Genomic DNA, 25,234 nt, shown 5'->3' with positions numbered 1-25,234 from the left:
CGCACTACTCCGCGCCACGCACCAGGTCGGCCGCCCTCTCCCCGATGACCAGCGCAGCGGCATTCGTGTTCACCGACACCATCGACGGCATCACCGACGCGTCCGCGACCCTGAGCCCAGCCACGCCCCGCACCCTGAGGTCCGGCGTCACCACCGCCTCCGGGCCCGCCCCCATCGCGCAACTCCCCGCCAGATGGAAGTACGGCCCCGTCGCTGCCGCGAGGAACGCCCGCAGCCCCGCCGCGTCCGTGGCCCCCGGTCCCGGCAGCACCTCCCGCGCCCCCCACTCCGCGAACGGGCCCGCCGCCGCTATCTCCCGCGCCACCTCAAGGCCGTGCAGCATCCGCCGCACGTCGTCCTCGTCCGCCAGATAACCGGGATCGATCAACGGGGGCGTGTCCGGGCCCGCGTCGGCCAGACGTACCGAGCCCCGGGCACGCGGGACGGTCGCCACACCGAGTGTGAAGCCGTTCTCCGGCGCCGTCATCGTCGGCGGGTGGTACGGCACATGGATGAACATCACCTGCATGTCCGGGCCCGCCAGGGCGGCATCGCTGCGCCAGGACAGGGACGCCTCCGAGAGGTTCGCACGGCCCGCCGGTATCGGCTTCTCGGCCGCGTACACCAGCCCGCACAGCGGATGATCCTGGAGCCCACGGCCGACCCCCGGCAGATCGTGGCGCACCTCGACCCCGGCCCCGCGCAACTCGTCGGCGGGGCCGACGCCGGACAGCAGGAGCAGCCGGGGCGAGTCGACGGCGCCCGCACTGACGATCACTTCGGCGCGCGCGTACGCCCGCACCGACCTGCCGTCGCGCGTGAACTCCACGCCCGTGCACCGGTCGCCGTCGAAGAGCAGCCGGTGCGCGCGGGAGTCCGTGGCCACCGTCAGATTCGGGCGGTCCGCGGCGACCGGGTGCAGATACGCGTCCGCCGCGCTCTGCCGGACCCCGTCGGCGACCGTCAAGTCGTGCAGCCCCGCGCCTTCCTGGCAGTCGCCGTTGAAGTCGTCCGTCACGGGGTGGCCCGCGGCGGCAGCGGCCGCGACGAAGGCGCGGGAGAGCGGGTTGACGTCGGCGTCGGGGACGGGAGCGGGGCGCAGGGGCCCGGAGCGCCCACGAGATCCGGCGGCCGAGCCCGAGCCCTCACCCGGGCGGGGCGCGGGCACCGACTCCATCCGCCGGAAGTACGGCAGCAGCTCGTCGAACCCCCAGCCCGTGCAGCCCGCCGCCGCCCACGCGTCGTAGTCCGCGCGATGCCCGCGCAGGAACACCATCGCGTTGATCGCGCTGGAACCGCCGAGGGTGCGCCCACGCGGGCAGGGCGGGGCGATGCCGCCGAGGCCGGGCTGCGGCACCGAGGCGTAGCCGTGGTCCACGTCCGAGCCGAACAGCGACGGCCACGCGAAGGGCGTCGCGAGGTCCGCCTTCGTCTCGCGGGGGCCCGCTTCGAGCAGCAGCACGCTGGTGTCGGCGTCCTCGCTGAGCCGGGCGGCGAGCACGCACCCGGCCGACCCGGCGCCCACGACGATGTAATCGGCCTCGATCCGCACCGACTCCGCCAACTCGCTTGTCCCTGACGCCACTTCAGCCTCCTGATGTCCCACGGGTGTGCCGGGGTTCAGGGAATCAGGAGGGGCGGGGGCGAGTCAGCGGAACGGGGGAATCGCGGAACGGGGGAATCAGGGGCGCAGGCCCCGGACGAGCAGGTCGAGCAGCGCCGTGAAGGCCTCCTCGGCGTCCGGGCGGGACCACTCGGGTGCGTACGCCGGGTCGTGGTACCGGGCGGTGGCCTCGAACAGGGCGCGGGCCGTGACGTCCGGGTCGCAGGGGGCGAACGCGCCGCCCTCGACGCCCTGTCGGACGATCGCGGCGAGCTGGCCTGTGAGGTCCGCGATGTGCTCGTCGACGACCTCGCTGGCCTCGCCGACCAGGACCGTGTACGTCCCGAACAGCTCGGGGTCGTCGCCCGCCTTGTGCTGCTTGGCCTCGAAGAGACCGGCGAGCCAGCGCCGCAGGCGGTCCTCGGCGGGCCCGTCCGCGTCGACCACGCCGGACAGGGCGTCGGACGTCCGGTCCAGCCACCGCTTGGTGACGGCCTCGCGCAGCGCGGCCTTCGTACGGAAGTGGCGGTACACGCTGGCGTGGCTGACGCCGAGCACGCGGGCCACGTCCACCACGGTCGCCTTGGCGGCGCCGTGCCGGCGCAGCACCTCCTCGGTCGCGGCGAGGATGCGCTCGGCGGTCAGAGTCTCGGTCGTAGCCATGGTCAAGAAGGTACCTGTCGCCACTGACAGAGCTGACGGCGCCGACAGAGCTGACGGCGCCGGTGCCCGGCCATGTCAGTGCTCGCTGTCGAGGTGCGCCATCTGCGACTCGGGGTAGCGGGCGCCCGCGACGGCGTCGGTGGGGACGGCCCGCTCGATCGCGGCGAGGTCGGCGTCGTCGAGCGTGACGTCCAGGGCGCCGAGCGCCTCGGTGAGCCGGTCCCTGCGGCGGGCGCCGACCAGCGGCACGATCGAGGCGCCGGACCGCGGGCCCTGCGCGAGGACCCAGGCGATGGCGGTCTGCGCGACGCTCACGCCCTTGCTCTCGGCGATCTTGCGCAGGGCGTCGACGAGGTCGAGGTTGCGCTGCAGGTTGTCGCCCTGGAAGCGGGGGCTCATGCCGCGGAAGTCGTTCGCGGCGAGCTGCCGGTCGCGCTCGAAGTGCCCGGAGATCAGGCCGCGCGAGAGCACGCCGTACGCGGTGACACCGATGCCGAGTTCGGCGGCCGTGGGCAGGATCTCGGCCTCGATGCCGCGGGAGATCAAGGAGTACTCGATCTGCAGGTCCGAGACGGGGGCGACGGCCGCCGCGCGGCGCAGGGACTCCGCGCTGACCTCGGAGAGGCCGATGTGGCGCACATGGCCCTTCTCTACCAGCTCGGCGATGGCGCCGACGGTCTCCTCGACGGGGACGTCGGGGTCGAGGCGGGCGATGCGGTAGACGTCGATGTGGTCGACGCCGAGGCGCTGCAGCGAGTACGCGGCGAAGTTCTTCACCGCCGCCGGGCGCCCGTCGTAGCCGGACCAGCCGCCGTCCGGGTCGCGGAGGGCGCCGAACTTGACGCTGGTCAGGGCCTGTTCGCGGTGGGCGGCGGGGGCGGTGCGCAGGGCCTCGCCGATGAGGAGTTCGTTGTGGCCCATCGCGTAGAAGTCGCCGGTGTCGAGGAGCGTGACGCCCGCTTCGAGGGCCGCGTGGATCGTGGCGATGGACTCCGTGCGGTCGGCCTCGCCGTACAGCGCGGACATGCCCATGCAGCCGAGGCCGAGGGCGGAGGTGGTGGGGCCGGTGGTGCCGAGCTTCAGGGTGCGCATGAGGGCTCCAGGGCTTTTGCTTGGTCGGAGGGGTGCCCGGCCGCGGGATGCCCCGCCGGGTGGCGGGTGCGCTCCTCCGTGGCGGGGGCGTGGGTCCAGCATGCACCGTGCGCTGACAGATTTCAAGTTTTGTTATCTGTCATCTGTAACTTGTTACTCAAGGTCAGCCGCTCCGCCGTCCGCCGCGCCGTCCCGCGCGCCCACGCCCCGCTGGTCAGGGCCCCGACGGCCAGGACCGCCGCGCCGCAGCCCGTGATGATCCACCACGCGGGGCGGCTGGCCCCGGTGAAGTCGGCCGCGTACGAATCCGTGTGCGCCACCGCGACCCCGGAGGCGAGGACCGCGCCGATGACCGCGATGCCGAGGGTCTGGCCGATCTGGCGGCTGGTGGAGGCGACGGCGGCGGCGACGCCCGCCTGGGCGCGGGGCATCCCCGCGACCGCCGTGTTGGTGATGGGTGCGTTGACGAAGCCGAAGCCGAGGCCGAACAGGACGTACGCGAGCACCCGGCTCAAGGCCGCGTTCTCCGCCTCGAAGGCCGCGAAGAGCACCCCGGACGCCGTCATCGCCACGCCCGCGATCAGGAGCGAGGCGCGCGGCCCCCGGGCGCCGACCAGACGCCCCGACAGCGGCGCGCACACCAGCGTCATGGCCGCCATCGGCAGCATCCACAGGCCGGCGTGCAGCGCGTCGAGGCCGCGTACGTCCTGGAGGTAGAGGGTGGAGAGGAACAGGAAGCCGCCGAGGGCCGCGAACGCCGCGACGGCGATCACGGTGGCGCCGCTGAACGGAGCCGAGCGGAAGAAGCGCAGGTCGATGAGGGGTTCGGCGCGGCGGGGCTCGTACAGGAGCAGACCCGCGAACGCGGTCGCCGCGACGGCGGCGAACGTCATGATCAGCGGCGAGGTCCAGCCCGCCGTGGGCGCCTCGATGATCGCGTACGTCAGGGCGCCGAGCACGCCGATGACCAGGAGCTGCCCGACGGGGTCGGGGCGGCGGGGCTCGGGTGCACGGGACTCGGGGACGTAGCGGGTGGTGAGGAACAGGGCGGCGAGGCCCACCGGCAGGTTGACCCAGAAGATCGCCCGCCACCCCACCGAGTCCACGAGCAGCCCGCCGACCAGCGGTCCCGCCGCCATGGAGATGCCGACGACCCCGCCCCACACCCCGATGGCGCGGGCCCGCTCACGCGGCTCGGTGAACGTGTTCGTGATGATCGACATGGCGACGGGGTTGAGCATCGAGCCGCCGACGGCCTGGACCGTCCGGAACGCCACCAGGCTCTCCAGGTTGGGCGCGAGGGAGCACAGGACCGAGCCCAGCGTGAAGACGAGCAGGCCCGCCTGGAACACCTTGCGGCGGCCGATCCGGTCCGCGGTCGAGCCCGCGAGCATCAGGAGGGAGGCGAGGACGAGGGTGTAGGCGTCGATCGTCCACTGCATTCCCGAGACCCCGGCGTCGAACTCGCGCCGCATGGTGGGCAGCGCCACGTTCAGGACGGTGTTGTCGAGGCTCACGATCAGCAGGCTCATGCAGCAGATCGCGAGCACGAGCATCCGGCGCCGCTGGGTCAGCTCGGGCATACGGCCGACGGTATCCCCAGGCGGTGTGCCCCGCCTCGGCCGGGCCGCGGGGGCGCCCCCGCGTCAGCCGAGGTCGCGCGGCAGCCGCAGGCTCAGCGCGGCCAGGCCGAGCAGCCCCGCGAGCTGGACGGCGAGGACCGTCGCGAAGGCCTCGCGCAGGCCCACCCCGGAGTGCAGCGCGAGGAACAGCGACCCGAGTGTCGCCACCCCCACGGCCAGGCACGACTGCTGCGCCGTGGCCGCGAGCCCGCTGCCCGCGCCCGCCCGCGCCGCGGGTACGGCCGACAGCAGGACGCGGAAGTACAGCGGCAGCTGGATGCCCTGGCCGAAGCCGCACAGGGCCAGGCCCGGGGCGAGGGCGAGCGGCGTGAGCGCGGACCAGGGCGCCCACAGGACGGTCAGGGCGAGGACGGTGACGCCCGCGCCGTGGACCAGCGCGCACAGGGTCAGGGCGCGGCTGCCGAGCCGGTTCACCAGGCGGGGCGCGAGCAGGGACGCGGTGAACTGGGCGACGCCCATGGGGATCAAGGTCAGGCCCGCCTTGAGGGCGCCGTACCCGAGGCCCTCCTGGAGGGTCACCGCGCTGACGAACATCCAGCCGCTGAACCCGATGAAGATCGGCAGGCCGATCAGCAGGCCCCGGCGGACGCCCGGCTCGCGCATCAGCGACGGCGGCAGGAGCGGGCTGCCCCCGCTCTCCTCCGCGCGGCGCTCCACGACCGCGAACACCCAGATCAGGACCGGCGCGGCGACCAGCGTCAGGACCGACCACAGCGGCCAGCCCGCGGCCCGGCCCTCGGTGAGCGGCAGCAGGAACGCGGTCAGGGACACGGCGAGCAGGACCGTGCCGCCGAGGTCCCCGCGCGCCGGGCGCTCCGCGCGGCTGTCCGGCACCGAGCGCACCGCGAGCACCAGGGCGAGCACCGCCACCGGCACGTTGATCAGGAACACCATGCGCCAGCCGGTGCCCCACAGGTCGGCCGCCACCAGGACACCGCCGAGTATCTGCCCGAGCACCATCGAGACCCCGCCGACGGAGCCGTACAGCGACACCGCACGCGCCCTGCGCTCCCCGCTCGTCGTCGCGTGGATCGTGGCCAGGACCTGCGGCAGCATCAGCGCGGACGCCGCGCCCTGCGCCACCCGCGCCGCCACAAGCCACCAGGCGGTCGGCGCGAGCCCGCACGCCAGCGAGGTGACGCCGAAGGCGACGGCACCCCACAGGAACAGGCCGCGCCGCCCGTAGGTGTCGCCGAGCCGCCCGCCGAGGACGAGCAGGACGGCGTACGCGACGGCGTAACCCGCGACGACCATCTCCAGGGTCGCGGCGGGGGCGCGCAGGTCGGACTCGATGTCGGGCAGCGCCACGTTGACGACAAAGAAGTCGATCATCGGCAGGGCGGCGCCGAGCAGGACGGTGACGAGGCCGAGGGGGGTGAGGACGGGCGGCTTCGGGGGCGGGGGAGCGGTAGGGGCGTGGGGCTGGGTGTCGTGGGTCGTGGGAGTCACGGGTACGACGATGGGCGGGCCCTCAGGGGGGTACCAGAGTCTCTTTATCCTGGTAGTGGGCGCACCTGGCAACGGGGTGAGGGGTGCGGCAGCCTGGGGGTGTGACCGTTACCGCAGAGCCCGTCGCCGCGACAGCCCCCGCGGGAGCCCCGGCCGCGGCCTCCGCCCCCGACATCCGCCGCCAGGAGCTGGCCGCCTTCCTGCGCAGCCGCCGCGAGCGCATCTCGCCGGAGCAGGTGGGCCTGGTGCGCGGGGCCCGGCGCCGCACGCCCGGGCTGCGCCGCGAGGAGGTCGCGCACCTCTCCGCGGTCGGCGTCACCTGGTACACGTGGCTGGAGCAGGGCCGGGCCATCCGGGTGTCCGCGCAGGTCCTGGACGCCATCGCCCGCGCGCTGCTCATGGACCCGACCGAGCGCGGCCACCTCTTCGTCCTCGCGGGCGTCGTCGACGAGCGCTCCGACTACGACTGCCCGCTGCTCTCGCCGACCGCGCTGCGCCTGATGAACACCATCGCGCCCTACCCGGCGACCCTGCAGAACGCCCGCTACGACGTCCTCGCCCACAACCGCCCCTTCGCGCAGGTCTTCGGCGAGTTGACGGAGCTGCCGCCGCGCGAGCGCAACTGCCTGTGGCTGCTCACCACCAGCAAGCGCTGGCGGGAGACGTTCCTCGACCGGGACGAGATGCTGCGGGACCTCATCGCCAAGTTCCGGGTCGGCATGGCCGAGCACGTGGCCGAGCCCGCGTGGAAGGAGCGGCTCGACGGGCTCCTCGCGGAGTCGGCGGAGTTCCGCGCGCTGTGGGAGCGGCACGAGGTCGCGACCATGTCGCCGCACGTCAAGCGGTACCGGCACCCCGAGGTGGGGCTGCTCAGCCTGGAGCACCGCAACCTGTGGATGGCGGCGAAGCCGCAGGCGCCCCGGCTCGTCGCGTACGTGCCCGCCGACGACGAGACCGAGCGGGCGCTCGGGCGCCTTGCCGAGCTGTCCGGCGCGTGAGGGACAATGGAGGCTTGCCCCCTTCTCGTACGTTCCCGGAGAGCCGCCCGATGTCCCAGCCGCCGACCCCGTCGCCGACGTCTCTCGCCATCGGCCCGCACACCGTGCGGCCGCCCGTCGTGCTCGCGCCGATGGCCGGGATCACGAACGCGCCGTTCCGCACGCTGTGCCGGGAGTTCAGCGGCGGCAAGGGCCTCTTCGTCAGCGAGATGATCACCACCCGCGCCCTGGTCGAGCGCAACGAGAAGACCATGCAGCTGATCCACTTCGACGCGAGCGAGACGCCGCGCTCGATCCAGCTGTACGGGGTCGACCCCGCGACCGTCGGCAAGGCCGTCCGCATGATCGCGGAGGAGGACCTGGCCGACCACATCGATCTGAACTTCGGCTGCCCGGTCCCGAAGGTGACCCGCAAGGGCGGCGGCTCGGCGCTGCCGTACAAGCGGCCGCTGCTGCGGGCCATCCTCAAGGAGGCCGTGAGCGGCGCCGGTGACCTGCCCGTCACCATGAAGATGCGCAAGGGCATCGACGACGACCACATCACGTTCCTGGACGCGGGCCGGATCGCCGTCGAGGAGGGCGTCACGGCGATCGCCCTGCACGGGCGGACGGCCGCGCAGCACTACGGCGGTACCGCCGACTGGGACGCCATCGCGCGCCTGAAGGAGCACGTCCCGGAGATTCCCGTGCTCGGCAACGGCGACATCTGGTCGGCGGACGACGCGGTGCGGATGATGCGGGAGACCGGGTGCGACGGGGTCGTCGTGGGGCGTGGCTGCCTCGGCCGGCCGTGGCTCTTCGGGGACCTGGTGGCCGCGTTCGAGGGGACGGGGGCGCCTGCGGCTCCCTCCCTGCGGGAGGTCTCCGCCGTCATGCTGCGGCACGCCGCGCTCCTCGGGGAGTGGATCGGGGACGAGGCGCGGGGTGTCATCGACTTCCGCAAGCACGTCGCCTGGTACCTGAAGGGGTTCGCGGTCGGCTCCGAGATGCGCAAGCGGCTCGCGATCACGTCGTCGCTCGCCGAACTGGAGGACGGCCTCGGCGAGCTGGACCTCGACCAGCCGTGGCCCACCGGCGCCGACGGCCCCCGAGGCCGCACGTCCGGCAACAACCGCGTGGTGCTGCCGGACGGCTGGCTGAAGGACCCGTACGACTGCGCGGGCATCTCGGCGGAAGCGGAACTGGACACATCGGGCGGCTGACCCGCCCTTCCTGCCCCGGCCGGCGGCGGGGTCGCTGCCGCAACCGTCCCCCCACCGCTGTGGGCGCATCCCACGGCGTGCGGCACCGCTCATGTGCGCGTCCAGGTGGCTTGCCCGGGGGCGGAACAGGTTGCCCGGCGCCGCGGGGTCCGCCCTGTGCCCACCCGTTCCGCCCTCTGGGCGGACCAGCTGCCCACAGGGCGGGGGGCTACGCCCCGCCCACCGCCGTGAGCAGTGCCAGCGGTGCCGCCGCCGAGCGGGATTCGCGGACGCAGGCATGGGGGTACGGGACCGGCGCGGGGTACGCCGTGCGTTCGTAGCCCGCGAGGACCTCGGGGAGGCGGCCCGACGCCGTGGTGGCGGCGTCGACGAGGGCGCGGGCGACGGTGCGGGCCTCGTCGTGGAGGCCGTAGCGGGCGAGGCCGAGGGTGATGAGGGCGTTGTCGTGGGGCCAGACGGACCCGCGGTGGTAGGAGAGCGGGTGGTAGGCGCCCTGCCCGGCGGCGAGCGTGCGGACGCCCCAGCCGGAGAAGAAGTCCGGTTCGAGGAGGCGCCGCCCGACCGCCTCCCCGTACTCCTTGTCGAGAAGCCCCGACCACAGCAGATGCCCCGCGTCGGAGGCGAGCGCGTCGACCTGCCCCCCGTCCCCGTCCAGCGCCAGCGCGGGGAAGGACCGCGAGGGCATCCAGAAGTCCCGCTGGAACCGGTCACGGAGATCGGCGGCGGCCTGCGCGAGCAGGTCCGCGTACACCGCGTCGTCCCACACGGCCCGCGCCAGCCACGCCGTGCGCCGCAGCGCGTCGTAGGCGTACCCCTGCGCCCCCGCGGCCATGACGGGCCCGAGCGTCCGGTTCCCGTCGGCGTCGCAGATCGCGCCGGGGGAGTCCTTCCAGTTCTCGTTGGCGAGCCCGCCCTCGTCCGCGCGGTACACCAGGTACCCGCGGCCGGTGAGCCCGCCGTGGTCGAGCATCCAGCCGACGGCGGCCCGCGCGTGCGGCTCCAGACGCCGGGCGAGCGCGGTGTCGCCGGTCTGCTCGGTGTACGCGCCGAGGAGCACGAGGAACAGCGGCGTCGCGTCGACGGAGCCGTAGTACCGCCGGAAGGGGACCTGCCCGAAGTGCGCCAGCTCCCCGTGCCGCACCTCGTGCACGATCTTGCCGGGCTGGGCGACGCGCCCCTCGGTGTGCTCGCCGGCCTGGGTGGCGGCGAGCGCGGGCAGCGTCGCGGCGGCAAGCCGCGGTAGGTAGGGGAGCGCGAAGAGGGAGGTCAGGAGCGCGTCCCGGCCGAGCAGGGTGAGGAACCAGGGCACTCCGGCGGCGGGCACGCTCAGCTCCTCGCCGTCGGGCCCGCGCGCGGGCACCTGGAGCGAGGCGAGGTCGGCGAGACCGCGCGTACAGGCTGCGGCCAGCTCGGGCCAGCTCCCGGGGAGCGTCACGGAGGACATCAACTCCCGCTGGGTTTCGGTCAGTTGGCGCAGCGCCGCGCGCGGTGAGCGGGGCGGCGCAGGCAGCGGCGGCCCGCCGTGCGGCCCGGCCGTGACGGTCAGCGCCATCTCGGCCGACCCGTGCGCGGCCAGCTCCAGGCTCCACACCAGGCGCCGCGCGCCGGTGCCGGTCTCCTCGACGGCGTCGGGGGCGGGCGCGGAGGTGACGGTGGTGCGGGACAGCCACTCGCCCCGGCGGTATCCGAACTCGACGCCGAGGACGGGGGGTTGGGTGGCGCCGGGCCGATCGGTCCCCGCCGGTCCTTCGGCGGGTGCCGTCAGGACCCGCCGCGACCGCACGGCCCCCGTCTTCGTGTACGTACGGTGGTCCGAGCGCAGTTCGAACTGGTCGGTGAAGTCGGCGTCGACGGTCAGCCCGAGCAGCAGCGTCGTCGGCACGGGCCGGTTGCTGGTGATCCGCAGGGCCTCCACCAACGAGCCGTCCACGACGGCCTGTTCACGGAAGAGGGTGTACGCGGGCGGCTCCTGGCGTCCGCCGCGCGGCACGAGCACACAGCGCGCCACGTCGGCGTCGGCGTCGTCGGCACGGCCGTACGCGGTGGCGGGCGTGAGCACTTCGGGCACGGCGCCGTCCACCGTCAGCTGCCAGCGGCTCAGATGGCGGGCGTCGCGCACGAACAGCCCGTCGGGGGTGGTGCCGCCGGGCACGCCCCGGATGTCGCCGCCCGCGCCGACGGCTGCGAACGTCGCGCCCCGCACAAGGAGGCGATGCTCCCGGTCAGTCATTCCGAGCCCCTTCGTCCGAACCAGGCCCCGCTGTCGTATCCCTGCTCAAGTCCCTGCTCAAGGTCTTGCTCACGCCTGTGCCCAGGCTCTCGCTCACGTCCCCGCCCATGTCCGGGTCGCCCGCCGCGGTCACGCCCAGGTCGAGGGCGAGCGCCGCGCTCCAGCTGAAGCCGCGGGCGCCGCAGCCGTCTCCGGTGTACGGATCCACGTACTCGGCGAAGTCCGACGCCACCGCGGTGTCGAGGAAGGCGGCGCGCAGCGCGTCCGCGTGCTCCCGCGCGCCGTGCAGCCGCAGCCCGCGCTCCAGGAGCCAGTTGGTGTTGAACCAGGCGGGCCCGCGCCAGTAGCGCCGCGGGTCGAACGCGGGGCTGAGCAGATCGTGGCTCGGCACCAGGCGGGCCCGCCCGCCGAGCTCGAAGTGCGGCCCGCGGGCCGTACGCACCAGGGCGTCGACGACGCCCCGGGGCAGCCCCGGTACGACGAGGGGGACAAGGCCGGTGACCCCACGCTCGGGCACGAGAGCGCCGTCCACCGGCATCCCGCCCACGAGACGCTCGTCCGCGGCCAGCAGATCCCGGCACCGGAAGATCCCGCCCGCCCCGTCCCACAGCCGCTCCACGAGCACCCGGGTCAGCCGCTCCGCGCGGTCGTGGCGGGCCGTCGCGGTCGCGCCCAGCTCGCGGGTGATGCGGGCGAGCGCGTGCTCGGAGGCGATGAGGAGGGCGTTGAACGCGGGGTCCTCGACGGCGAAACGGAACCCGTTGTCCCCGCTGTCCCCGTTGTCGCCACCGTCCCCGCTGCCTCCGTACCCCCCGTCCCGATACCCCGCGGCCAGCCGCACATACCGCCCGTAGTCGAGGTCCGTCGGCCGGTCCTGGGGCGAGCCGTGGTCGAGGTCGGCGCGGCGGTAGCAGTGCGGGCGCGCGGGTGGGACGCGGCTCAGCGGGCCGTCCCAGCAGGGGCTGTTGTCCATGCCCTGCTCCCAGGGGTGGACGACCGCCGCGAGGCCCGCGCCGCCGAGGTCGCGGTGGTGCAGCAGATAGCGGTGCCAGGCGGCGAGGCGCGGGTGCAGGCGGGGCAGGAAGGAGCGGGCCCGGGAGAGGCCGGGGTCGGCCAGGTGCACCAGCCAGGCGGCAAGGGCGTGCACCGGGGGCTGCACGATGCCGGAGGTCTGGGCGCCCTGCGGCGCGCCCGCCGCGCGCCCGGCGGTGGTGGAGCGCCAGAAGTCGGGGCTCGGGAAGTACGCGTCGAGGGGGACGGCGGGGTTGAACACGATGTGCGGCACACGGCCGTCGGCCCACTGCGCGGCCAGAAGCGTCTCCAGTTCCAACTGGGCGCGCAGCGGCGAGAGATGACGTAACCCGATGGCGATGAACGCGGAGTCCCAGGACCACTGGTGGGGATACAGCGCGCGGGAGGGGACGGTGGAGGCCCCGGTCCAGTTGGCGCGCAGGACCCGGGCGGCGCGCTCGCGGAGCGCGGCGGGGGCGGCCGGTGGGGCCGCCGGTGTCCGAGGGGGGTGCGGTGGGGGCGGTGGCGGCGCGGGGCCCGCGCCGCGCCGCGCCGAGGGCCCGGCGGTGGTGGCGGCAGGGGGCCGGATCGCGGCCCTTGTCGTGGTCGTACGGTCCACGCGGCACTCCCGGGGGCTGGGGGACCGCGCACCGGAGCCGCGTCCGACAGCCTGTCAGTTCGGATCCATCCACCATAGAGTTACGTCTGCGCAACACGCAAAACTCAATATGTAACGCCGAGTTGACGAGCGCAAGAGGCTGTCTGGCCGGGCGCGCGGGCAGGGAGTGGGCATGACGAACGGGACTCCGGCACGTCCGGCCGCCGCCCAGGCGAGCGCGGGCGACCTGCTGCACCTGGTCCGCAGCGGCCGCGCGACCACGCGCGGCGCGCTGCAACGCGTCACCGGCCTGTCCCGGGCCACCGTCGGCCAGCGCCTCGACCGGCTGTTCCGCGCGGGCTGGCTGCGCGAGGGCGCGGGCACCCCGGTCAGCTCGCCGCTCGGCGGCCGCCCCTCGGTGCGCCTGGAGTTCGACGACGCGCACGCCGTCGTCCTCGCCGCCGACCTGGAGACCCGGCACGCCCGCACGGCCCTGCTGACCCTCACCGGTGAGGTCGTCGCCGAGCGCGGCGGCGCGCTGCGCGTGGAGGACGGCCCGGAGCGGGTCCTGGACCGGCTCGGCGCGGTCTTCGGCGAGCTGCTGCGCGAGAGCGGCAGGGACGCGGCCGCGGTGTGCGGCATCGGCCTGGCCGTGCCGGGCCCGGTCGACTCCGCCACCGGCCGGGTGGTGCAGCCGCCGATCATGCCGGGCTGGGACGGCTACGACATAAGAGGCAGACTCCGCCGCGCGTTCATGGAGCACGCCGGACACGCCGATCATGCAGGGCACGCCGGGCCCCTCGCGCACGCGGGCACCGCCGCCCCGGTCCCGGTCCTCGTCGACAACGACGCGAACCTCATGGCGTACGCGGAGCAGCGCGCCCACTACCCGGACTGCTCGGCGTTCGCGCTGGTCAAGGTCTCCACCGGGATCGGCGCGGGCGTCGTCGTGGACGGCTCGCTGTACCGGGGCATCGACGGCGGCGCGGGCGACATCGGGCACATCCGGGTGCCCGGGGTGCCGGGGAGCGCCGCCGCGCTCTGCAAGTGCGGCTCGTACGGCTGTCTGGCCGCCGTGGCCAGCGGGCGTGCGGTGGCGGCCCGGCTCGCGGCGGCGGGGGTGCCCGCCGCGTCGGGCTCGGACGTGCGGGAGCTGCTCGCCGCGGGGCACCCGGAGGCGGTGGGGCTCGCGCGGGAGGCCGGACGGCAGGTCGGCGAGGTCCTGGCCACCGTCGTGACGCTCCTCAACCCCGGCGTTCTCATGATCGCCGGAGATCTGGCCGGAACCCCCTTCCTCACCGGCGTCCGCGAGCTGCTCTACCAGCGGGCCCTGCCGCGCTCCACGGCTCACCTGGAGATCGTCACCTCGCGGCTCGGCGGCCGCGCGGGGCTCGTCGGGGCGGGCGCGCTGGTGGTGGAGCACCTGTACGCGCCGGAGCGGGTGGAGGAGCGGCTCGCGGCGCTCGGGGTGTGAGGAGGCCCGCGGGGCGGTCGGCGGGTGGGCGCCGAGGTGCCCGGATGCCGAGATCGGGCCCGGATCCGGCCGCTTCAAACGGCGTGATTCTCGCCACCCTTGATGGGGCTTGCGCTCAGATGAGCGGGAAATGGGTGACTGCACTTCTCCAAAGGGTGGCACTCAGTGCCATCGCTCGATCATTTATGACCTGAACTCACATCTGAGTTCAACCCGCTCATCTGAGCAAAATGGCGGGGCATCGAAGGCTGTGCGTTCAACTCTTGAACTCAATTGCGCCATCTGCGCTACTCCCGAGTCACTTTCGATCTAGTGGCGGACGGGTGGTTACGCCCGGGCGACCCACAAGTGGACGTACCCAGACGCCTTCGATCTGGGTATGTTCCTCGCCGTCAGGGCAGCCACCGCGTCCTCGAGGAGTCGAGACCCGTGTCGGAAAACAAAGATCCCCACGTACCTCAGGGAACTCAGGGCGTGAAGTTCGTCTACGACTTCACCGAGGGCAACAAGGAGCTCAAGGACCTCCTCGGCGGCAAGGGTGCGAACCTCGCCGAGATGACCAACCTGGGCCTTCCCGTGCCGCCCGGCTTCACGATCACCACCGAGGCCTGCAAGGTCTACCTCGACAGTGGCGACGAGCCCGCGGCACTGCGTGACGAGGTGAGTGCGCACCTCTCCGCCCTCGAAGCGGCGATGGGCAAGAAGCTCGGCCAGGCCGACGACCCGCTCCTCGTCTCCGTCCGCTCCGGCGCCAAGTTCTCCATGCCCGGCATGATGGACACCGTCCTGAACATCGGGCTCTCCGACAAGTCCGTGCAGGGCCTCGCCAAGCAGTCCGGCGACGACCGCTTCGCGTGGGACTCCTACCGCCGCCTCATCCAGATGTTCGGCAAGACCGTGCTCGGCGTCGACGGCGAACTCTTCGAGGACGCCCTGGACAAGGCCAAGCAGGCCAAGAAGGTCACGGTCGACACCGACCTGGACGCGGCCGAGCTGAAGAAGCTCGTCACCAAGTTCAAGAAGATCGTCAAGTCCGAGGCCGGGCGCGACTTCCCGCAGGACGCGCGCGAGCAGATGGACCTCGCCATCCACGCGGTCTTCGACTCCTGGAACACCGACCGCGCCAAGCTCTACCGCCGCCAGGAGCGCATCCCCGGCGACCTCGGCACGGCCGTCAACGTCTGCTCGATGGTCTTCGGCAACCTCGGCCCCGACTCCGGCACCGGCGTCGCCTTCACCCGCGACCCGGCCTCGGGCCAGCAGGGCGTGTACGGCGACTACCTGCAGAACGCGCAGGGCGAGGACGTCGTCGCGGGCATCCGCAACACGGTCCCGCTCGCCGATCTGGAGCAGATCGACAAGAAGTCGTACGACCAGCTCATGCAGATCATGGAAACGCTCGAGACGCACTACAAGGACCTGTGCGACATCGAGTTCACCATCGAGCGCGGCCAGCTGTGGATGCTCCAGACCCGCGTCGGTAAGCGCACCGCCGGTGCCGCCTTCCGCATCGCGACCCAGCTCGTCGACCAGGGCCTGATCGACGAGGCCGAGGCTCTCCAGCGCGTCAACGGCGCGCAGCTCGCGCAGCTGATGTTCCCGCGCTTCGACGAGGACGCCAAGGTCGAGCAGCTGGGCCGGGGCATCGCCGCGTCGCCGGGTGCCGCCGTCGGCAAGGCCGTCTTCGACTCGTACACCGCCATCAAGTGGTCGCGGTCCGGCGAGAAGGTCATCCTGATCCGCCGCGAGACCAACCCCGACGACCTCGACGGCATGATCGCCGCCGAGGGCATCCTGACCTCCCGTGGCGGCAAGACGTCCCACGCGGCCGTCGTGGCGCGCGGCATGGGCAAGACCTGTGTCTGCGGCGCCGAGGACCTGGAGGTCGACACCAAGCGCCGCCGCCTGACGGTCAACGGCCACGTCGTCGAGGAGGGCGACGTCGTCTCCATCGACGGCTCCACCGGCAAGGTCTACCTGGGCGAGGTCCCGGTCGTGCCGTCCCCGGTCGTGGAGTACTTCGAGGGCCGCATGCACGCGGGCGCCGACGACGCCGACGAGCTGGTCAAGGCCGTGCACCGGGTCATGGCGTACGCGGACCGCGTCCGCCGTCTGCGCGTGCGCGCCAACGCGGACAACGCCGAGGACGCGCTGCGCGCCCGCCGCTTCGGCGCCCAGGGCATCGGCCTGTGCCGCACCGAGCACATGTTCCTCGGCGAGCGCCGCGAGATGGTCGAGCACCTGATCCTCGCGGACACCGACGAGGAGCGCGAGAACGCCCTGAAGGAGCTCCTTCCGCTCCAGAAGCGGGACTTCATCGAGCTGTTCGAGGCGATGGACGGCCTGCCGGTCACCGTCCGCCTCCTCGACCCGCCGCTGCACGAGTTCCTGCCCGACATCACGGAACTCTCGGTCCGCGTCGCCCTCGCCGAGTCCCGCAAGGACCACAACGAGAACGACCTGCGCCTGCTCCAGGCCGTGCACCGCCTGCACGAGCAGAACCCGATGCTGGGCCTGCGCGGCGTACGCCTCGGCCTCGTCATCCCCGGCCTGTTCACCATGCAGGTCCGCGCCATCGCCGAAGCCGCCGCCGAGCGCAAGAACGCCAAGGGCGACCCGCGCGCGGAGATCATGATCCCGCTCGTCGGCACCGTCCAGGAGCTGGAGATCGTCCGCGAGGAGGCCGAGCAGGTCATCGCCGACGTCGAGCGGACCACCGGCGTGGCCCTGAAGCTGGCGCTCGGCACGATGATCGAGCTGCCGCGCGCCGCGCTCACCGCCGGACAGATCGCGGAGGCCGCCGAGTTCTTCTCCTTCGGCACCAACGACCTCACCCAGACGGTGTGGGGCTTCTCCCGCGACGACGTCGAGGCGTCCTTCTTCACCGCCTACCTCGAAAAGGGCATCTTCGGCGTCTCCCCCTTCGAGACCATCGACAAGGACGGCGTCGGCAAGCTCGTCCGCGACGCCGCCGCGGCAGGCCGCGCCACCCGCCCCGACCTGAAGCTCGGCGTCTGCGGCGAACACGGCGGCGACCCGGAGTCCGTCCACTTCTTCCACGAGGTCGGCCTGGACTACGTCTCCTGCTCCCCGTTCCGCATCCCGGTCGCACGCCTCGAAGCGGGCCGCGCGGCCTCCACCTCGGCGGGCAGCGACCACCGCTGACCCCGGCGGGCCACCGGCCCGCACAGACCCCGGGACCGCCGCCGTGTCCCCGACCAAGACCGATGCGGCGGCGGTCCCGGATTCACCTGGGGCGGCACCTTGTGCGGAGGTGCCGCCCCTTCCTCGGTCCCGGTCACGGCCGAGGCGGCCGTCGCGTGGTGCGGGCGCGGTGTGCGAAAAGACGGAGCCGCACGGTCGTCAGGACGGTGAAAGCGGCCAGCGCGGTCGCCGCGCCCGCCTCGGGGCCCCGCCAGCGCTCACCGAGGTACCAGGACAGCGCGGTGGCGAGGAGGACCGGCAGGCAGCTCATGCCTCCGGCACGCGCGTGCGCCCCGTCCGACGTGAACGCCGGATAGCGGGCGGGACTCTGCGCGACCTCGGGCGGTATCGGGTTGGTCATGGCCTGCTGGAGCCATGCTCTCGGCCCCTCTTGCAGCGCCCGCAGGGCGGATGTGGCCGCGGGGGCGAGCAGGAGCAGCGCGGAGAGTCCGGCGAGCAGCCACCACCAGCCGACCTCGCGCACGGTGAAGTAGCCGCCGCCCGTGCCCACGGCCAGGAGGCCGAGCAGGCAGCAACCCGGGCCGCCGTGCACGCTGTGCAGCGTGGGCGGGCTCTCCGCGGGAGAGGGCGTGTGGGGTGGGCCCTCGGCGAGGCCGCCCCGGAACGGGTCGCCGAGTTCGCGGAAGATCTCCACGGCCTTGGCCCGCGCGGCCTGTGCCTCGCTTCGGCGTCCGGCCGACGACAGCGCGTCGCTCAGCACGATCAGGTACTCGCCCTCGGCGAATCGGTCCCCCGCGGCGCGGCTGGTGTCGATCGCCTGCTGGTACGCGCGGAAGGCGGCGGCGAGTTTCCCGGTCCACGTCAGGGTCTGTCCCAGGACGAGGTGGGCCTCACTGATCCAGTGCGGCTCCCCGACGGCGCGGAACCGGGCCAGCGAACGACGGGCTTCGGCGATCGCGAGCCGGGGCTGCCCGGTGTGGGCGAGGACCATGCAGTAGTTCTCCTGGGCGGTCGACTCCGCGTTCCGGTCGCCGGCTTCGGCGCTCGTCTCGACCGCCTCTCTCAGCAGGCCCACTCCTTCCGGGCGGCCGAGTGCGAGCAGGGCCATGCCCAGGCCGTTCAGCTGCGCGCCGAGTTCGGCCTTGTCGTCGAGCTCCCGCCAGAGCCCGACCGCCGCCTGCCGCTCGGTGAGTGCCTCCTCGTGCCGCGCCGTCGCCGAGAGGACCGAGGCCAGGTTCGACCGGGCCATGGCCACGGTCCGCCGTCTGCCGGTCGCGCGGCCGCGGTCGACGAGTCGCCGGAAGACCTCGATCGCCTCCTCGTACCTGAGCGCGTTGCGCAGGGCCAGGCCGAGTTCGTTGAGCGCGTCGTCGCCGGTCTGCCCGGGGTCGCTCACCTCGACGGCCTTCCGGTGCGCCGCCACGGCCTCGTCGAAGCGGCCGGCCGCCTTCAGCGCCCAGCCGAGGTGACGGTGGGCCAGGACGCGGCGGTCCGTGGAGAGCCGGGCCGCCGCGTCCACCCGGTGGCGGGCGACGGCGATCCGGTCGCTGACGTAATGGCGCCGGGCGAGGAAGGGGCAGAGCGCGTCGGCGAGGTCGTACCGCAGCCGGGGCCGCGACAGTGTCCCGCCGAACTCGATCGCCCCGATCAGGGAGAGGCGTTCGCGCTCGAACCACGCGACGGCGCCCTCCCGATCGCGGAACCGGCCCACGGGACCGTCCTCGGTCAGGGACGTGTCGGCGTCGGCCGCGGTGCGTGCGTAGAACTCCAGGAGCCGTCTCAGTGCCGCGAGGCCGGTCTCGTCGGCGGATTCGCCGGGCCCTGCGAGCTGTCCGGTGTCGAACCGTTCGCGGACGTAGGCGTTGACGAGGTCGTGCATGCGCCAGTGACCGTCGGTCAGCGAGAGCAGGTGGACGTGGCGCAGCCGTCGCAGGTCGGGGCGGGCCGTGGCGGGTTCCACGCCCGCGAGCGCGGCTGCCGCGTCGGTGCTCAGGCCGATCCCGGCCGGGAGGCTGAGCAGGCCGAGCAGCCGCGCGGCCGTGGGCGCCCGGCTCTGTAATCGGCGCCAGGACAGGTCGAACGCCGCCGCGACCGCCCGGTCTCCGTGCCGCAGCACGGTGGCCTTCGACGCGGCTCGGTCCAGTTCGTCGGCGAGGTCGGCGAACGACAGGTCGGGGTCCTCGGCGAGCAGGGCCGCGGTGATCTCCAGGGCGAGCGGCAGCCGGCCGCACAGGTCGACCAGGTGGTGGGCGGCCTCGGGGTCGCGGCCCACGCGGGGGTCTTCGGAGTCGGCCCGCAGCAAGGCCCGGCCGAGCATGTCGAGGGCCTCCGGCACGGGGAAGACGTCCAGTTCGAACGGCCGGGCGCCCGGCAGGGCGAGGGTCTCACGGGTGGTCAGGACGGCCCGGTGGACCTTCTGCCGGGGCAGCAGGTCCCGCACCTGTGCGCCGGCGGACACGTTGTCGAGGACAAGGAGCACCGGCTTGCCCTCCCGCGCGAGGGTGTCCAGGATCTGGTGGTAGACCGCCGCCTGCTCACCGGGATCGCCCGGGATCTTCTCCTGCGCCACGCCGAGCCCGCGCAGGAGCGGACCGAACACCCGGGCAGCGGCGACCACGTGGCCGTCCGAGGCATAGCCGCGCAGGTCCACCATCAGGGCCCCGCCGGTGAACCAGCCGCGCTGCACGGCCGTGTCGCAGGCGTGCCGGGCGAGCGCCGTCTTGCCGATCCCGCCCATGCCGGCGCACACGATCAGCGCCTCGGGGGCCGCCTTGTCGGGGGCCAGGACCGCGAGCAGCTCGGCCACCTCGCGGTCGCGGCCGACGAAGAACTCGGGAGTGGCCTGGTCGAGGCCGACCAGGGGCACCACGACCCCGGTGGGGTCGGGGGTGACGTGGACGTGCAGGTCGCCGTGGAGCTCACCGACCTGGACCAGGGTGCCGTAGACGTCCCTGGCCTGGTTCCTGATGGTCCTGGCTCTGCCCGCGCCCTCCTCCGTCATGAGCCTCATCCTGCCTGACAGGGGCACGCAAGGAGATTGCTTTCAGCCCAACCGAGCCCACTTCAGAGGCACTTGCTCGCCTCGCCGCCTCGCCGCCCGGTCCCGGGCACGCGCCCCGGCCGACCCGGCTCAGAGCAGAGGGCGATCCGGTGGAGGTGTACACGGCCTCTTCTGCGTCCAACTGATCGGTACCCAAAACCGATCAGAAGGAGCGTCACGTGCAACATCCCGCATATCGGCGGCGCCTCGTGCCGGTGCTCGCGCTGGGAGTCGTGGCCGGGCTCGCGCCGGGGCTCGTCGCCGGGTCGGCGTCGGCGGCCCCCGCGGGCGCCGCGTCCGCCGTGTCCGCCGCGTCATCCGAGGGCGCAAGAGCCGCCGCCGCAGTCGACGCCGAGCGCCTCGCCCCGTACACCCGGCAGCAGCTCACCTGGAAGCGGTGCGCCGCCGACCAGCCCGCCACGTACCAGTGCGCCACGCTGAAGGTGCCGCTCGACTACACCAAGCCCGAGGGGAAGCGGATCGACGTCGCGATATCCCGAGTCAAGACCGGCGTGCCGGGCAAGCGGCGCGGAGTGCTGACGTTCAACCCGGGCGGGCCCGGCGGCGCGGGGCTCGACCTGTCGCTGATGTTCGCCGAGGGACTGCCGAAGAACGTGCGCGAGCAGTACGACATGGTCGGGTTCGACCCGCGCGGGGTCGGGGAGAGCACGCCCGTCGCGTGCGGGCTCACCGACGCCGAGCAGGTCTACCCGCGGCCCACCCGCGACGCCGCCGAGCACGCGCGGAACAGCAAGTTGGCCAAGCGGGTGGCCGACAAGTGCCGCGACAAGTACGGGAAGCTGCTGCCCCACATCAGCACCCGCAACACCGCCCGCGACATGGACGTCATGCGCGCCGCCCTCGGCGAGAAGAAGCTGAACTACTTCGGCGTCTCCTACGGCACCGCGCTCGGCGCCGTCTACATGCAGCTGTTCCCGCAGCGCGCCGACCGCTTCGTCCTGGACAGCGCCGTCGACCCGAAGCGGATGTGGCGCGGCATGTTCCAGGTCTGGGCGCCGGAGACCGAGCGGGCCTTCAAGCGGTGGACCAAGTGGACGGCCGCGCGCGACGCCACGTACCACCTCGGTGACTCCCCGGCGAAGGTCGCCCGGACCTTCCGCAAGCTGGTCGCGCGGGCCGACGTCGACCCCATCGTCATCGACGGCCAGAAGCTCGACGGCGCCGAGGTGCGCGACATCACGCGCGCCGAGTTCTTCACCGTCCGCAGCGGCGCCAAGGTCGTGGCGGACCTGAAGAAGGCGGCCGAGGGTCGGCAGGTGCGCGAACTGCCCGGCGCGCAGGAGCAGTCGATGGACAACATGGCCTCCAGCCAGCTCGCCGTCGTGTGCTCCGACTCCTCCTGGCCGCGCGACCCGGAGACGTACCGCCGCGACGCGATCCGCGGCGCCGCCCGCTACCCGCTGTACGGCGACTTCGCCTCCACGATCGCCCCCTGCGCCTACTGGGACAAGGGCGCCGAACCCGCCACCACGGTCGACAACAAGGTCAAGTCGCTGGTCGTGCAGAACGAGTGGGACTCGCAGACCCCGCTGGTCACCGGCAAGGCCATGCACCGCGCCCTGAAGGGCTCCCGCATGGTGACCGTCTCCGGCGGCGAGGGCCACGGCGTCGTCTTCGGCGACTCCCGCAACGCCTGCGCGGAGAAGGCCACCATGGGCTACCTGGTCACCGGCAAGCTCCCGGCGAAGGACCTCACCTGCAAGGCGACCTCCGGCGGCCAGCGGCGCGCCGGGTCCGCCGAGACCGCACCCTCACCCTTCGGCCTGCGCTAGGCCGACGCGCCCGTGCGCGGAACGCCCCGCGCACGGGCCTCAGTCCTCGATCCCCGACCGCTCCACCCCCGCCACGATCCACCGCTGGAAGAACAGGAACACCACGAGCAGCGGCACGATCGACACGGCCGCCGCGATGAACAGCTCGTGCAGGCGGATGACTTGAGAGGTGGTGAAGGAGGCCAGGGCCACCTGGACGGTCCACGCGTCCCGGTCCTGGCCGATCACCAGGGGCCACAGGAAGGAGTTCCAGGCGCCGATGAAGACGATCGTGCCGACGGCCGCGAACACGGGGCGGGCGTTCGGGACGACGATCAGCCAGTACGTACGCCAGTGGCCGAGGCCGTCCACCCGGGCAGCGTCCTCCAACTCCTTCGGGAAGCCCAGGAAGTACTGGCGGAAGATGAAGCAGGCGAAGGCCGAGAAGAGAGTGGGGACGATCAGGCCCCGCATCGTCGAGACCCAGCCCAGCGACGAGACCAGGACGAAGCTGGGGACGAAGGTGACGGCGGCCGGGACCATCATCGTGGCGAGGACGAAGTAGAAGACGCGGTCGGCGTGGCGGTAGGGGATGCGGGCCAGGCCGTAGCCCGCGAGGGAGGCGAGGAGCAGGGTCCCCGCGGTCGTGAGGACCGCGATCAGGGCCGAGTTGTACAGGGAGCGGGCCATCGGGACGGTCGAGTCCTCGAACAGCTCCCGGATGTTCGACCAGTGCAGGGTGGACGGGAAGAACGTCCAGTCGGGGGACGTGATGTCCTGCTCCGACGCGAGCCCGTTGCGCACCAGGAGGTAGAAGGGGATCAGGAAGAGGAGCGCCAGGGCGATCAGGAGGACCACCCGCAGGGCGCGGCCCACCCGCACCCACGCGTCGTACAGCGGCGACCCGCCTCGTTTCGTGACTCCCGCCATGCGTCAGTCCGCCTTCCTGCCGAGGCCGAACCAGCGCGCCTGACCGATCGTCACCACGGCGATGACGAGGGCGAGCAGCACGGCGCCCGCGCTGCCGAGGCCGAGGTTCTGGCCCTGTCCGAGGGCCGTGTAGTAGAGGTAGACGAGGGGCGGGCGGGCGTACGGGGGATAGCCGCGGGCGTCCGAGAGCAGGTTGTAGAACTCGTCGAAGGCCTGGAAGGCGTTGATGACGAGGAGCAGGGTCACCGCCACGGACGTCGTCCGCAGCTGGGGGAGCGTGATGTGGCGCAGAACCTGCCAGCCGGGGCGGGCGCCGTCGACGGCCGCCGCCTCGTAGAGGGTGGGGGAGATGCGCTGCAGGCCCGCCAGGAAAAGGATCATGTAGAAGCCCGCCTGCAGCCAGAGCCGTACGGTGACGATGACCAGCCAGTACCAGGGCGGGTCCGTCGTCGACAGCCACGCCGTCTGATCCGCGCCGAACCAGCCGAGCACGGTGTTCGCCAGGCCGAACCGCACCCCGTTGAAGATCGACATCTTCCAGATCAGGGCCGCCACGACATAGCTGCACGCCGCCGGGAGGAAGAACACCGACCGCAGGAACGCCTGCGCGCGCCGCATCCGGTTCACCATCAGCGCGAGCGAGAGCGACAGGACGAACGTCGTCGGCACGATGAAGGCCGTGAAGACCACGAACGTCCACAGGCTGTCGGTGAACGCGTCGTTCCGCAGCATCGACGTGTAGTTGTCGAAGCCGACGAAGTCGCTCGGCGAGACGGTGTTGTGGGCGTCGAAGAAGCTGAGGTAGACGCTCCAGCCCAGGGGTACGTACGTGAAGACGATCAGGCCGAGCGCGAAGGGGCCGACGAACACCCAGAACCAGAGGTTGCGGTTCTGCGGTCCCGCCAGGCGCCGCCACAGCCGCTCGCGCCGCGCGGCGCCCGCGCTCACGACGACTTCTTCCGCACCCGGTCCAGCTCCGCCGACACCTTCCGCACGACGGACCGCAGTTCGCTCTCCGGGTTCGCCCCGGACTTGATGATCCGGCTGAGCGCGTCCTGGTACGCGACCCGGCTCGCCGGGGTCCAGCGCAGCGGCTCCGCGTACCCGTTGTCGGTGGCGAAGCGCACCGCGTCGGCCGCCGGGCCCTTGGTGAGGACGTCGGCCTTCTTCGCGAGCGACAGGCGGGCGGGGATGTGGAAGCCGTAGGAGAGCGCGAAGTCCCTTTGATAGTGGGTGCGTTCGATCCACAGCCACTTCACGAAGTCCTTGGCCTCCTGCTTGTGCGCGCTGCGGGCGCTGACCGCCGAGCCGTACGCCCCCACCGGCACCGCGGGCTCCGCTCCGGACGCGGCGGCGGGGAAAGCGGCCACGCCGAAGTCGTCGCCCAGCGCCTTCTGGACCGCGGGCAGCGCCCACAGGCCCGACCACTGCATGGCCGTGAGCCCCTGGACGAACGCCGACGGGTCCGACCAGTCGGAGGGCGCGCCGAGCAGCAGCGACTTGTCCTCGTACAGCGCGCGCAGGTGGCTCAGGGCGCGGGCGGCGGCGGGGTCGTCGAAGCCGACCTCGCCGTCGTCGGTGACCAGGCTCAGGCCCGCCGCGTACAGGGGGGTGCCGCCGAGGGCGCCCGCGCCGCCGTCGTTGCCGAGGAACAGCCCCTTGACCTTCTTCGTCGTCAACTCGCGGGCGGTGTCCACGAGTTCGTCGAGCGACTTCGGCGGGGTGCGGCCCGCGTCGGCGAGCAGGCTCTTGCGGTAGTAGAGGAGCTGCATGTCGACGACCTGGGGGACGGCCCAGATGCGGCCGTCGTACGTCTTCGGCGCGAGCACCGCCGCGTTGAAGTCGTCCTTCACACCGTCGAAGAGGTCGGTGAGGTCCACGACCTGGCCGCCCTGGATCTGGTCCAGGGTGGGGCCGTTGACCTCGAAGACGTCGGGCCCGGACTTGGTGAGGAGGGCGGCGGCGGTCTGCTCGTCGTAGTTGCCGGGACGCCACTGCACGGACACGTCGGCCTTGTCGTACGCGTCGGCATACCGCTTCACGGCCTTCTCGGTCCCCGCCTCCCCGTACTGGTGGTACCACTGGGACAGCTTCGGCCCCTTGCCGTCCGAGTCGCCGCCGTCGCGGCCGGTGTTGGAACCGCACGCGGTGAGCAACCCGAGGGCGGTTCCCGTGCCGGTGCCGAGCAGTGTTCTGCGGCTGATGGTCATGACGTGTCCCCCTGAGCCGGTTGGTCGGGTACGTGTCGGGCCCAACGATCAACCATGCGGGAGGATTACGACAGACGGATTGCAGCCGCGTGTAGCCCTAGCGGTGCGCCCGGGTCCCGGGCTAGAAATAGCCCGTCCGGCGATTGAGGACGAG

16 protein-coding genes are annotated in these 25,234 nt (G+C 72.9%); 5 read left to right on the top strand and 11 right to left on the bottom strand.

All coding sequences use genetic code 11. The annotated features are described in order from the left end of the window. Positions 1–4: 4 nt before the first annotated feature. From OO63_RS16990 to OO63_RS16970, 5 genes are all read right to left on the bottom strand, one after another. Positions 5–1,585 carry a GMC family oxidoreductase gene (locus OO63_RS16990; RefSeq protein ID WP_030357664.1) on the bottom strand — a complete coding sequence of 527 codons (1,581 nt, stop codon included), beginning with the start codon at positions 1,583–1,585 and terminating at the stop codon, positions 5–7. 96 nt (positions 1,586–1,681) lie between these two features. Then, a complete protein-coding gene (locus OO63_RS16985; RefSeq protein ID WP_030357663.1) occupies positions 1,682–2,266 on the bottom strand; it encodes a TetR/AcrR family transcriptional regulator in 585 nt (194 codons plus the stop codon). A gap of 75 nt (positions 2,267–2,341) precedes the next feature. Further along, positions 2,342–3,358: an aldo/keto reductase gene (locus tag OO63_RS16980; RefSeq protein WP_030357662.1), complete on the bottom strand. Its 1,017-nt coding sequence runs from the start codon at positions 3,356–3,358 to the stop codon at positions 2,342–2,344. A 122-nt stretch (positions 3,359–3,480) separates the two neighbouring features. After that, complete coding sequence (locus tag OO63_RS16975; protein WP_030357661.1) at positions 3,481–4,941, bottom strand: MFS transporter; 1,461 nt, start codon at positions 4,939–4,941, stop codon at positions 3,481–3,483. Between the two features lie 63 nt (positions 4,942–5,004). Then, the gene (locus OO63_RS16970; RefSeq protein ID WP_030357660.1) at positions 5,005–6,450 is read right to left on the bottom strand and encodes an MFS transporter; all 1,446 of its coding nucleotides are present in this window, start codon (positions 6,448–6,450) and stop codon (positions 5,005–5,007) included. A gap of 101 nt (positions 6,451–6,551) precedes the next feature. Here OO63_RS16970 and OO63_RS16965 point away from each other — a divergent pair, with 101 nt between their 5' ends. Then, positions 6,552–7,448 carry a helix-turn-helix transcriptional regulator gene (locus OO63_RS16965; RefSeq protein ID WP_030357659.1) on the top strand — a complete coding sequence of 299 codons (897 nt, stop codon included), beginning with the start codon at positions 6,552–6,554 and terminating at the stop codon, positions 7,446–7,448. A gap of 50 nt (positions 7,449–7,498) precedes the next feature. Next, on the top strand, positions 7,499–8,650 hold the full coding sequence (gene dusB, locus OO63_RS16960; RefSeq protein WP_030357658.1) for a tRNA dihydrouridine synthase DusB: 1,152 nt from the start codon (positions 7,499–7,501) through the stop codon (positions 8,648–8,650). Between the two features lie 208 nt (positions 8,651–8,858). Here dusB and OO63_RS16955 read toward each other — a convergent pair whose 3' ends face one another. Next, a complete protein-coding gene (locus OO63_RS16955; protein WP_030357657.1) occupies positions 8,859–10,880 on the bottom strand; it encodes an amylo-alpha-1,6-glucosidase in 2,022 nt (673 codons plus the stop codon). Then, positions 10,873–12,510: an MGH1-like glycoside hydrolase domain-containing protein gene (locus tag OO63_RS16950; protein ID WP_234311107.1), complete on the bottom strand. Its 1,638-nt coding sequence runs from the start codon at positions 12,508–12,510 to the stop codon at positions 10,873–10,875. The genes OO63_RS16955 and OO63_RS16950 overlap by 8 nt, the downstream gene beginning before the upstream one ends. Before the next feature lie 172 nt (positions 12,511–12,682). Here OO63_RS16950 and OO63_RS16945 point away from each other — a divergent pair, with 172 nt between their 5' ends. Both OO63_RS16945 and ppdK read left to right on the top strand, forming a co-directional pair. Next, positions 12,683–13,963: an ROK family protein gene (locus tag OO63_RS16945; RefSeq protein WP_030357655.1), complete on the top strand. Its 1,281-nt coding sequence runs from the start codon at positions 12,683–12,685 to the stop codon at positions 13,961–13,963. A gap of 429 nt (positions 13,964–14,392) precedes the next feature. After that, a complete protein-coding gene (ppdK, locus tag OO63_RS16940) occupies positions 14,393–17,128 on the top strand; it encodes a pyruvate, phosphate dikinase (RefSeq protein WP_078619188.1) in 2,736 nt (911 codons plus the stop codon). 133 nt (positions 17,129–17,261) lie between these two features. Here the strand turns inward: ppdK and OO63_RS16935 are convergent, their stop codons facing one another. Continuing rightward, the gene (locus tag OO63_RS16935) at positions 17,262–20,129 is read right to left on the bottom strand and encodes a tetratricopeptide repeat protein (protein WP_051810944.1); all 2,868 of its coding nucleotides are present in this window, start codon (positions 20,127–20,129) and stop codon (positions 17,262–17,264) included. 218 nt (positions 20,130–20,347) lie between these two features. On the opposite strand from OO63_RS16935, the gene OO63_RS16930 reads away from it, so the two are divergent. After that, positions 20,348–21,961, top strand: coding sequence for an alpha/beta hydrolase (locus OO63_RS16930; RefSeq protein ID WP_234311106.1), 1,614 nt, complete (start codon positions 20,348–20,350; stop codon positions 21,959–21,961). Between the two features lie 39 nt (positions 21,962–22,000). Here the strand turns inward: OO63_RS16930 and OO63_RS16925 are convergent, their stop codons facing one another. From OO63_RS16925 to OO63_RS16915, 3 genes are read right to left on the bottom strand one after another with little or no spacing between them, the layout of a single operon-like run. Then, positions 22,001–22,837, bottom strand: coding sequence for a carbohydrate ABC transporter permease (locus tag OO63_RS16925; protein ID WP_030357651.1), 837 nt, complete (start codon positions 22,835–22,837; stop codon positions 22,001–22,003). Positions 22,838–22,873: 36 nt separating this feature from the next. Beyond that, positions 22,874–23,788 (bottom strand): carbohydrate ABC transporter permease, encoded by a 915-nt coding sequence (locus OO63_RS16920; protein ID WP_030357650.1) that lies wholly within the window; start codon positions 23,786–23,788, stop codon positions 22,874–22,876. Between the two features lie 26 nt (positions 23,789–23,814). Continuing rightward, positions 23,815–25,080 carry an ABC transporter substrate-binding protein gene (locus OO63_RS16915; protein WP_030357649.1) on the bottom strand — a complete coding sequence of 422 codons (1,266 nt, stop codon included), beginning with the start codon at positions 25,078–25,080 and terminating at the stop codon, positions 23,815–23,817. Positions 25,081–25,234 lie beyond the last annotated feature (154 nt).

Source organism: Streptomyces alboflavus (assembly GCF_000716675.1).
GTDB lineage: Bacteria > Actinomycetota > Actinomycetes > Streptomycetales > Streptomycetaceae > Streptomyces > Streptomyces alboflavus.
This window is presented reverse-complemented; position numbering and strand designations above follow the sequence as displayed.